This is a genomic window from Sphingomonas sp. Leaf67, assembly GCF_001421965.1.
Taxonomy (GTDB): Bacteria; Pseudomonadota; Alphaproteobacteria; order Sphingomonadales; family Sphingomonadaceae; genus Sphingomonas.
Genome location: NZ_LMLP01000011.1, coordinates 1 through 8,133 on the forward strand (window position 1 = coordinate 1; position 8,133 = coordinate 8,133).

The window sequence follows — 8,133 nt, forward strand, 5'->3', positions numbered from 1 at the left end:
CCGCTTCGTTTTCAAATTCCTTCGTGAACCGTCGCTGCTTCGTCATCGAGTTCGCCTTTCACCTTAAGGAGAACTCTCCACTTTTCCGGGGCAAGTCCAGTCAGGTGGTGCGCTGCAAATCCGGGCGTGCCGCGTCGTTTTTGTCGGTTGAGACGCGGCGATAGGCCGAGGGCGTGACGCCGAACCGCTCCTTGAAGACGCGGTTGAACGTCGCCTTCGATCCGAAGCCGGCATCGATCGCGAGCGTCAGGATATCGCCATCGGCGCCGTCCCGCAGGCGGGAGGCGACATGCTCGACGCGCAGCCCGTTGATCGCTTCGGCGAACCCCAGCCCCAGCCCTCGTTGAGGCCGCGGGACAGATAGGCGGTGTTGGTCCCCAGCCTGCGGGCCAGCCCGGCAAGATCGAGGTCCGGATCGCGCCACCATTCCTGCGCCTCGATCCGGTCCATCCACCCGGCCGCGATCGGTCGCCAATCGCGCTCGACCGGCTCCACGATCGGCTGCGGCAGGGCGTCCGCCTGCCGCCAGCCCTCGATGGCCAGGTAATTGCCGACGACCGCGAGCACGACGTAGAAACCGAACATGTCGAAGTAGGACAGCGGCGCGATCAACGCATCCGCGATCAGGTATCCCGTTCGCACCGTCACGATCACGGCATAGGCGATCAGCACCGCTCGCACGCGCTTTGCCGCGGCGAGGTCGGATCGGCGTGCCATGAGCCAGCCTCGATGCCGGCGCAACGCGCGCAGGCCGGCGACGGCATATCCGACCATCGACACGAGCAGCAGCGCCGCCAGAATCGGGTCGAGCCAGGGGCGCTGCACCTGCCGGTCGAACGCGCCACGCAAATCGAGCGGCAGGCAGAAAGCGACAGCCTGATAGGCGAACTGGGCCACCGGCAACGCGGCGTGCCAACGGGGTATCGGGCGATCGAAGATCAGGGCGTTCAGGTGCGCATAGAGCAATGGCCCCATCGCCAGAGGAACGGCGAACGGCGCGAACGAAAGCCACGGCCATCGATCGTAGAAGCCCGCATAGCCGATAGTGAACGGCGTCAGCACGCCGCACAGGACTACCAGCAAAGCACCGAGAGAGCGCAGCGCCACCCCGCCCCGCCCGATGATGGCAGCCGCCAACACCAGCATCTGCACCTCGAACAGACCGAGGATAAGGGACATAGGACCGATATTCACGCGACTATCAGCCTCGCCATATCGGCAACGTCAATGGGCGATTGAGGTGTACAGGCGCTGCCGCCTAGGGGTCCTCGAAATACGAGGCCGGGCGGGTTGCGAGAACGCTGGCGCATTCTCTTCTCCCGATCGCTTGCGGGAATGTCTCGATCGCCGGGACCAGGCTGCCGAACCCGACGATGGCACCCTCTGGAACGCTAGCCGAAGGTGCGACCGGCCACCTTGCTGATCTCCGATTTGTCTGACATGAATGCGGCCAACGTGAAGGGCGGTCGTCGATGTCGAGGGGGCGGGGAATGATGCAGCATGGAAAGGCCGGCTTGGCGGCAGCGATGCTGGCGTCGTGGGCAATGCCGATCGCGGCACAGGTGCCTTGGCAGTCCGCAGAACAGGCACCGCAGGCTGGTGCGGTGCTGGCGGCCAGAACCGCTGAGGGTGCCAGCTTCCGCGTTCCCGACGGGATGCTGCGCGTTACCATGTGGGCCGACCGCGTCGTCCGTGTCACGGTGTCGAGAACGAATGACACGATCGCGCCGGGGCTTGCCGTGATCGGCACGCCACGCGGCGTCGCATGGACAATGGCCGAGGAAGCCGGCCGCTATGTGCTCGCCACCCCGGCGATGCGCATTGCCGTCGATAAAAGGACCGGCATGGTGTCGCTGCGCGGGGTGGACGACAAGCCGATCATTGGCGAAGCTGATCCCGCGACACGCCGGTTCGGCGATGTACCTGATCCCGATGGCGCGGTGCAGCAGCGCTTCGAGGTCGGTAGCGATCAGGCGATTTACGGCCTTGGCCAGCATCAGGCGGGGCTGCTCGACTATCGCGGTACGACGGTCAGGCTTCAGCAGGCGAATACCGATGTCGGCGTACCGGTCCTCGTGTCCACGGCCGGCTATGGCCTGTTCTGGAACAATCCGGCGGTGACCGATGTCGCGGTCACGACCCCGCAGGCCGTCGACCGTATCGTTTTCCGGTCGCAGGCCGGCAGCGGCGTGGACTATTTCCTGTTCGCCGGACCGGACGTGGACGACATCATCGGCGCATATCGCCAGCTTACCGGACAGGCGCCGCTGATGGCGCGCTGGACCTGGGGTCTGTGGCAATCCAAGGAACGCTATATCTCGCAAGCCGAACTGCTGGGCGTCGCGGCCGAATATCGCCGCCGCGGCATCCCGCTCGATGCGGTGGTGCAGGACTGGCAATATTGGAAGCCGGGCGAATGGGGCAGCCAGCGTTTCGATCCGGCGCGCTTCCCGGATCCAAAGGCGATGCTCGACACGCTGCATCGCCAGAACGTCCACAGCATCGTTTCGGTCTGGCCACGCTTCGATGCCGGGCTGGATACCACGAAGGCGCTCGACGCGATCGGTGGACTATATGCGCGGACCTACCCGAACGTATATCCTGCCGGGGAAGGCCGCTGGTACGACGCCTTTTCCGCGCGCGCCCGTACGCTCTATTGGCAACAGATATCGCAGCGCATCGGTCCGATTGGTTTCGACGGCTATTGGCTCGACGGCAGCGAGGCGGAACTGGGTGGGCGCACGGGCGAGATGCGCGACGTCACCACGGCGCTCGGCTCGGGTGCGGTCGTCTATAACGCCTACCCGCTGATGCACACGACGGCAGTGCATGACGGAATGACGCGCGACGTTTCGGGCAAACGGCCGATCATCCTGACCCGCTCCGCGTGGGCGGGACAGCAGCGTAACGCGGCCGTCACGTGGTCGGGCGACGTGGCCGGGCGCTGGGACGTCTTCCGCCGGCAGGTCCCCGCCGCAGTCAACTTTTCGATGAGTGGCATTCCCTATTGGTCCGCGGACATTGGCGGCTTTTTCGGCGGCAGTCCGAAAGACCCGGCTTATCAGGAGCTGTTCACGCGCTGGCTGCAATTCGCGGTGTTCAACCCAATGTTCCGCATCCACGGCACCGGCGAGGGCAAGGAGCTCTACAGCTTCCCCGAGGAAAGCCGCGGTCCACTGCTCGACGCGGTGACGCTGCGCTATCGCCTGCTGCCGTTCCTCTATGCCTTGTCTTGGCAGGTCACCGATCGGGGCGCGTCGTTCCTCTACCCGCTCGGCATGGCCTTTCCCGCGGACCAGGCGGTGCGCGACGTGCGCGACCAGTATCTGTTCGGCCGCACCCTGCTGGTCAGCCCGGTGGTGGAAAAAGGCGCGGTCGCGCGCGACGTCATCCTGCCCGCCGGGCGCGACTGGTACGATTTCTGGACCGGAGAGCGGCAAACAGGGGGCCGGCGGGTGACGGTCGCGGCCCCGATCGGTCGCATTCCGCTCCATGTCGCGGCCGGCACGATCCTGCCACTCGGCGCGCCCGTCCAATATGCCGACCAGTCGCCGGACCGGCCGATCGAACTGCGTGTCTATCGCGGCGCCGATGGACGCTTCACCCTGTACGACGATGCCGGCGACGGCGAAGGATGGCGGCGCGGCGAGCACGCCACGATCGAGCTTGCGCTGGACGACCGGGCGGGCACGCTGACAATCGGCGCTCGCAAGGGACGTTATCCCGGCATGACGCGGGACAGGGTATTCCGGATCGTCCAGATCGCGGGCGGCAAGGCCGTTGCATCGATGCCGCGCGACGCGAACATCCGATATGCCGGCCGACCGGTCACGGTGCGGCTCGAATGACGGGGAAATAGCATTGCGAATGTATCCCCGCAGTTCGGGAAGAGCGTGACGACAGATTTTCAGGAAGGTCGATCCATTCTCATGTCTCGATCCCCAAAGGGGAGTGTTCCACCCCTTTCGCTCACCGCTGGCAACGCGCCAACGGTAAGCGAGCAATCATCCCGACTACCGGCGCGCTTGCGTCGCCATCCTGACGGCCAGGCTGGCCAGTACCGTTCCCGTCACCCAGCGCTGGACGAGCGCGAATGTCGGACGCCGAGTGAGGAACACAGCGATCGACGCGGCCGACACCGCAATCATGGCGTTGACGAAGACGCTGATGACGATCTGAACCGTCCCCAGGACGAGAGCCTACCCCAGCACGCTGCCCCGCGCCGGATCGATGAATTGCGGCAGCAGGGACAGGTACATCACGGCGATTTTCGGGTTCAGGAGGTTCGTCAGAAAGCCCATGAGGAAGAGTGTGCGCGGCCCGTCCTCGGGCAAGTCCCTGACCTCGAACGGCGAGCGGCCACCGGGACGGACCGCCTGCCCCGCAAGCCACAGCAGATAGAGGGCGCCGGCGATGCGGATGGTGTCGTAGGCACAGGGCACCATCCGCACGAAGGCGGTGATGCCGAATGCGGCACACAGCATGTAGAACACGAATCCAAGGGAGACGCCGCCCAGCGAGATCATGCCGGCAGTTCTGCCCTGACAGATCGACCGCGATATGATGTACACCATGTTCGGTCCCGGCGTCAGGACCATGCCGAGCGCGATGACGGCGAAGGTCAGCAGGCTGGTCAGTTCGGGCATCTACATTCTCCATACGGGAAGGATGCCCAGACGCGCGGCCAGCTACCCCCGCGCTTCCCAATGGGTCCCCATCTTTCAACGTCAGTTACGTAAGGTTCCGAAAGATAGAGAGGCGCGGCGCGACCGGTAAAGAGGGTCGATCGACGCGGCCGATCATTCCCGTTTCCCGGTTTCTACGTGTTCCGGGAACGCCGAGCCGTTCTCGATCCAGTATCCCAATGAGAATGCCCGGCCGTCTTGCTGGCCGTTCGTTTTTGGGACGAAGTAATGGGATAGCCGACGCTCCGGCCTGCGCCGGAGCATGAGAGCCGCTTCAATACGGCTCGAGCAAATCCTAGAGGGGAGCGAAAGGGTCGTGTCCCCGGGGTGTGGTGTAGCTGAGGGGCAGCCATCGGAGATCTTCGGATAGGTTTGGGTTGCGACATCCAACCGACGGAGACCCCGACGACCGACGATACGATGAACCTGCAGGTGCTGGTGGGAAAGAGCGCGGACGCCGATTTCCTCCGTGAGATGATCGGAGGCGACTGGCCGTATGTCTGGGTCGATGCGACGTACCTGAAGGTGCGGCAGGCCGGCCGCATCGTCTCAGTTGCCGTCACCATCGCGGTCGGCGTGAACGGCGACGGGCGGCGCGAGGTGCTGGGAATGGCGATCGGCGCATCGGAGGCAGAGACGTTCTGGACCGACTTCCTGCGCAGCCTCGCAAGGCGTGGGTTACGGGGCGTGAAACTCATCATCTCGGACGCCCATGACGGCATCAAGGCGGCTGTATCGGGGCCTGTCAGGAATTTCGTGTGCGGGCGGGCATAATGGGAAAGATGGAGACCCCATATTTCCCGACGCAAAGAGCCTGCGTTATCGAATGATTTGCTCGACCAGCTACTGGCAGGTGGTGATGCCGGCGCCGCCCTTGCTCAGGGCGGCCTGCTCGATGCTTTGAAGAAGGCACTGACCGAGCGCGCGTTGAACGCGGAGATAAATTACCACCTCGCCGGCGATGACGGTGCTGGGAACACGCGAGACGGTTACAGCCGGAAGATCGCCGGGCACCTGCACGATCTGTATGGCATCGACGTGTCGCCGGACCTGATCTCGACGGTGACCGACGCCGTGCTCGACGAGGTGGCGATCTGGCAGCAACGGCCGCTCGACCCGGTCTATCCGCTCGTCTTCTTCGACGCCTTGCGGGTGGAGATCCGCGACGAGGGCATGGTCCGCAACAAAGCCCTCCACATCGCGACCAGCGCCGAGGCCGCCGAGCTGGCACTGACCGCGTTCGAGGCCAGTCCCTGGGGTACCCGCTACCCCGCCATTGCCCAGAGCTGGCGACGCGCCTGGGCCGAGGTCACCCCCTTCTTCGCCTTTCCCGACGAGGTCCGGCGGATCATCTACACGACGAATGCCATTGAGGCGCTCAATTCGAAACTGCGCCGGGCCGTGCGTGCCCGAGGGCATTTCCCCAGCGACGAAGCCGCCACCAAGCTGCTCTACCTGATCCTGAACCGGTCGGAGAAAGAGTGGAGAATGCCGCCGCGTGAGTGGACCATGGCAAAGGCCCAGTTCGCAGTACGCCACTTCGCGACTGTCTTTGGGTTGATCCCCAGCTCACGACTCAGCGTCAAGAGCGAAGCTTGCGACAAGCTGTATTGCTGCTCGGACGGCGTGCGTGGTCGTGGCGCTCCCGTGATGTACCTGTCCCATGCGGCTTCCTTCCATTCCAAAGAAAGGATCGTACCATCAAACCGTGGGATCAAACACCTAGTTCTGCCACGCAGCGATGCGACGCCACCGTTCTCCTCGAAGCAAAACTGCACAATATTGGTCTAACCCCACGAAGGGCGCTCGCGAGATGGCTACCTCCAGTGGCGCAACGTAGGGCGAAGGCCTAGTGCTACGGGCAGCCATGTCGCTTTCACGTAACGTTTATATCATGTGTGCAGCAAACATCGGTGAAATCCCGCGATCGCTGGGTTGACGTGGCATGAAAACCAACGCAAACGGCCGCTCCACCGTATCGAGGCGCGATGGCGGAGTGGTGACGCAGAGGACTGCAAATCCTTGCACCCGGGTTCGATTCCCGGTCGCGCCTCCAGGGTTATGTCGGCTTTCACACCAGGCTGCTTACCCGAGCATCTGCAGGCGGGGGAAACTTTGAAAACGAGCAGTTGCGCTCTTTTCAGACTGACGTGACCCTATGCTTTCATCCGGCGGCAATTAGCGACCGACCGGTGTTGTCGCGCATGAGCGCAGGTGAAGCAACGGGCGGGGTTAACCCCGGCCGTTGCTGTTCAAGCCCGGCAGCGAACGCGGCCGGAGTAGCGTAGCTAGGCGCCGAGTGGGGCCGCTCCGTGTTGTAGTCGTCGAACCAGCGGGCGAGGATCGAGCGGGCCTGACCGATGGTGAAGAACAGCGTCTCGTTGAGCAACTTGTCGCGCATGCGACCATTGAAGCTCTCGACGAAACCATTCTGCGTCGACTTGCCCGGCGCGATGTAATGCCACTCGACGCCCACGTCGCCGGACCAGGCGAGCACCGCGTTCGAGGTGAGTTCGGTCCCGTTGTCGCTGACGATCATCTTCAGTCTGCCACGCTCGGCGATCAGATCGGCCAGTTCGCGCGCGACCCGTCGGCCCGAGATCGACGTGTCCACCACCGCCCGAAGGTACTCCCGTGTAACGTCATCGACGATGTTGAGCACGCGGAACCGCCGACCGGTGACGAGCTGGTCGTGCACGAAGTCCAGGCTCCAGCGCTGGTTGGGAAGCGCCAGCACCGGCGCGGGACCCCGCGCGCCAACAGAGCGCCTTCGCCCTTTCCGGCGCCTGACCGTCAAACCCGCCTCACGGTAGAGCCGCTGGGTCTTCTTGCGGTTGATCGTGATGCCGTCCCGACGAAGCAGGATGTGCAGCCGTCGATAACCGAACCGCCCGCGCTGCTGCGCAAGCTCACGCAAACGCGACCGCAGGTTGCCATCATCCGCTCGGCACGAGCGATACCGCATGCTCGTGCGGTCTGCCCCGACGACCGTGCACGCCCGCCGCTCGCTCATTCCCAGCGTCGTCTGGAGATGTGCGACTGCTTGCCGCTTCGCGGCGGGCGTCACCATTTTTTTGACAGCAGATCCTTCAGACCCGCGTTATCCAGCATCGTGTCCGCGAGCAGCCGTTTAAGCCGGGCGTTCTCCTCTTCCGGCGACCGCAGACGCTTCGCGTCGGATACCTCCAGACCGCCGAACTTTGCTTTCCATGCGCAGTAGGTCGCACTCGACATACCGTGCTTGCGGCACAGCTCCGTTGCCACCGCGCCCGCCTTGGCCTCCTTCAGGACGCCGATGATCTGCTCTTCCGAAAACTGCTTCCGCTTCATTCCGTCCCTCCTTCTGACGTGCTCTAAGGCCTGTTGAGTTTCAGGATTCCATTGGTTGGGATTTTCTGATTCACGCTGCGGATGGACCGATCTGTTCTGACCGACGCCCAATGGGCGA

General features: G+C 64.0%; 5 protein-coding genes, 1 tRNA gene, 3 pseudogenes and 1 riboswitch. Of the genes and pseudogenes, 4 read left to right on the plus strand and 5 right to left on the minus strand.

Annotated features, from left to right (window positions below; translation table 11 throughout):
• Positions 1-100 precede the first annotated feature (100 nt).
• Both ASE90_RS20990 and ASE90_RS20580 read right to left on the minus strand, forming a co-directional pair.
• Positions 101-337 carry a helix-turn-helix domain-containing protein gene (locus ASE90_RS20990; protein WP_414888978.1) on the minus strand — a complete coding sequence of 79 codons (237 nt, stop codon included), beginning with the start codon at positions 335-337 and terminating at the stop codon, positions 101-103.
• A complete protein-coding gene (locus ASE90_RS20580) occupies positions 247-1,179 on the minus strand; it encodes a hypothetical protein (RefSeq protein WP_055998554.1) in 933 nt (310 codons plus the stop codon). Before ASE90_RS20580 ends, ASE90_RS20990 begins: the two co-directional genes overlap by 91 nt.
• 311 nt (positions 1,180-1,490) lie before the next feature.
• On the opposite strand from ASE90_RS20580, the gene ASE90_RS07655 reads away from it, so the two are divergent.
• On the plus strand, positions 1,491-3,848 hold the full coding sequence (locus tag ASE90_RS07655) for a TIM-barrel domain-containing protein (RefSeq protein WP_055998556.1): 2,358 nt from the start codon (positions 1,491-1,493) through the stop codon (positions 3,846-3,848).
• 351 nt (positions 3,849-4,199) lie between these two features.
• On the opposite strand, the gene ASE90_RS07660 is transcribed toward ASE90_RS07655, so the two are convergent.
• Positions 4,200-4,646, minus strand: a complete 447-nt coding sequence (locus tag ASE90_RS07660; RefSeq protein WP_235531713.1) for a LysE family translocator — start codon at positions 4,644-4,646, stop codon at positions 4,200-4,202.
• 17 nt (positions 4,647-4,663) lie between these two features.
• A riboswitch (ZMP/ZTP riboswitch) is annotated at positions 4,664-4,745 on the minus strand.
• Positions 4,746-5,168: 423 nt separating this feature from the next.
• Between ASE90_RS07660 and ASE90_RS07665 the strand changes: the two are divergent.
• Together ASE90_RS07665 and ASE90_RS07670 are read left to right on the plus strand one after the other, a co-directional pair.
• Positions 5,169-5,423 (plus strand): annotated as a pseudogene (locus ASE90_RS07665) (transposase); the annotation flags it as partial.
• A 57-nt stretch (positions 5,424-5,480) separates the two neighbouring features.
• Positions 5,481-6,218 (plus strand): annotated as a pseudogene (locus ASE90_RS07670) (transposase); the annotation flags it as partial.
• On the opposite strand, the pseudogene ASE90_RS19645 reads toward ASE90_RS07670, so the two are convergent.
• Positions 6,218-6,350: pseudogene (locus ASE90_RS19645) on the minus strand (IS481 family transposase); the annotation flags it as partial. The pseudogenes ASE90_RS07670 and ASE90_RS19645 overlap by 1 nt on opposite strands.
• 317 nt (positions 6,351-6,667) lie before the next feature.
• Between ASE90_RS19645 and ASE90_RS07675 the strand changes: the two are divergent.
• Positions 6,668-6,741: transfer RNA gene (locus tag ASE90_RS07675), tRNA-Cys, on the plus strand.
• A 108-nt stretch (positions 6,742-6,849) separates the two neighbouring features.
• Here the strand turns inward: ASE90_RS07675 and ASE90_RS07680 are convergent.
• A protein-coding gene (locus tag ASE90_RS07680) for an IS3 family transposase (RefSeq protein WP_156361501.1) occupies positions 6,850-8,015 on the minus strand; the annotation gives its coding sequence in 2 pieces (ribosomal slippage) (positions 6,850-7,763 and positions 7,763-8,015; 1,167 coding nt in all).
• Positions 8,016-8,133: the final 118 nt, after the last annotated feature.

Bases quoted from the DNA above. Each gene is read 5' to 3' on its own strand.
- ASE90_RS20580 (WP_055998554.1), bottom strand. From the start codon at position 1,179: ATGTCCCTTATCCTCGGTCTGTTCGAGGTGCAGATGCTGGTGTTGGCG.
- ASE90_RS07655 (WP_055998556.1), top strand. From the start codon at position 1,491: ATGATGCAGCATGGAAAGGCCGGCTTGGCGGCAGCGATGCTGGCGTCG.
- ASE90_RS07660 (WP_235531713.1), bottom strand. From the start codon at position 4,646: ATGCCCGAACTGACCAGCCTGCTGACCTTCGCCGTCATCGCGCTCGGC.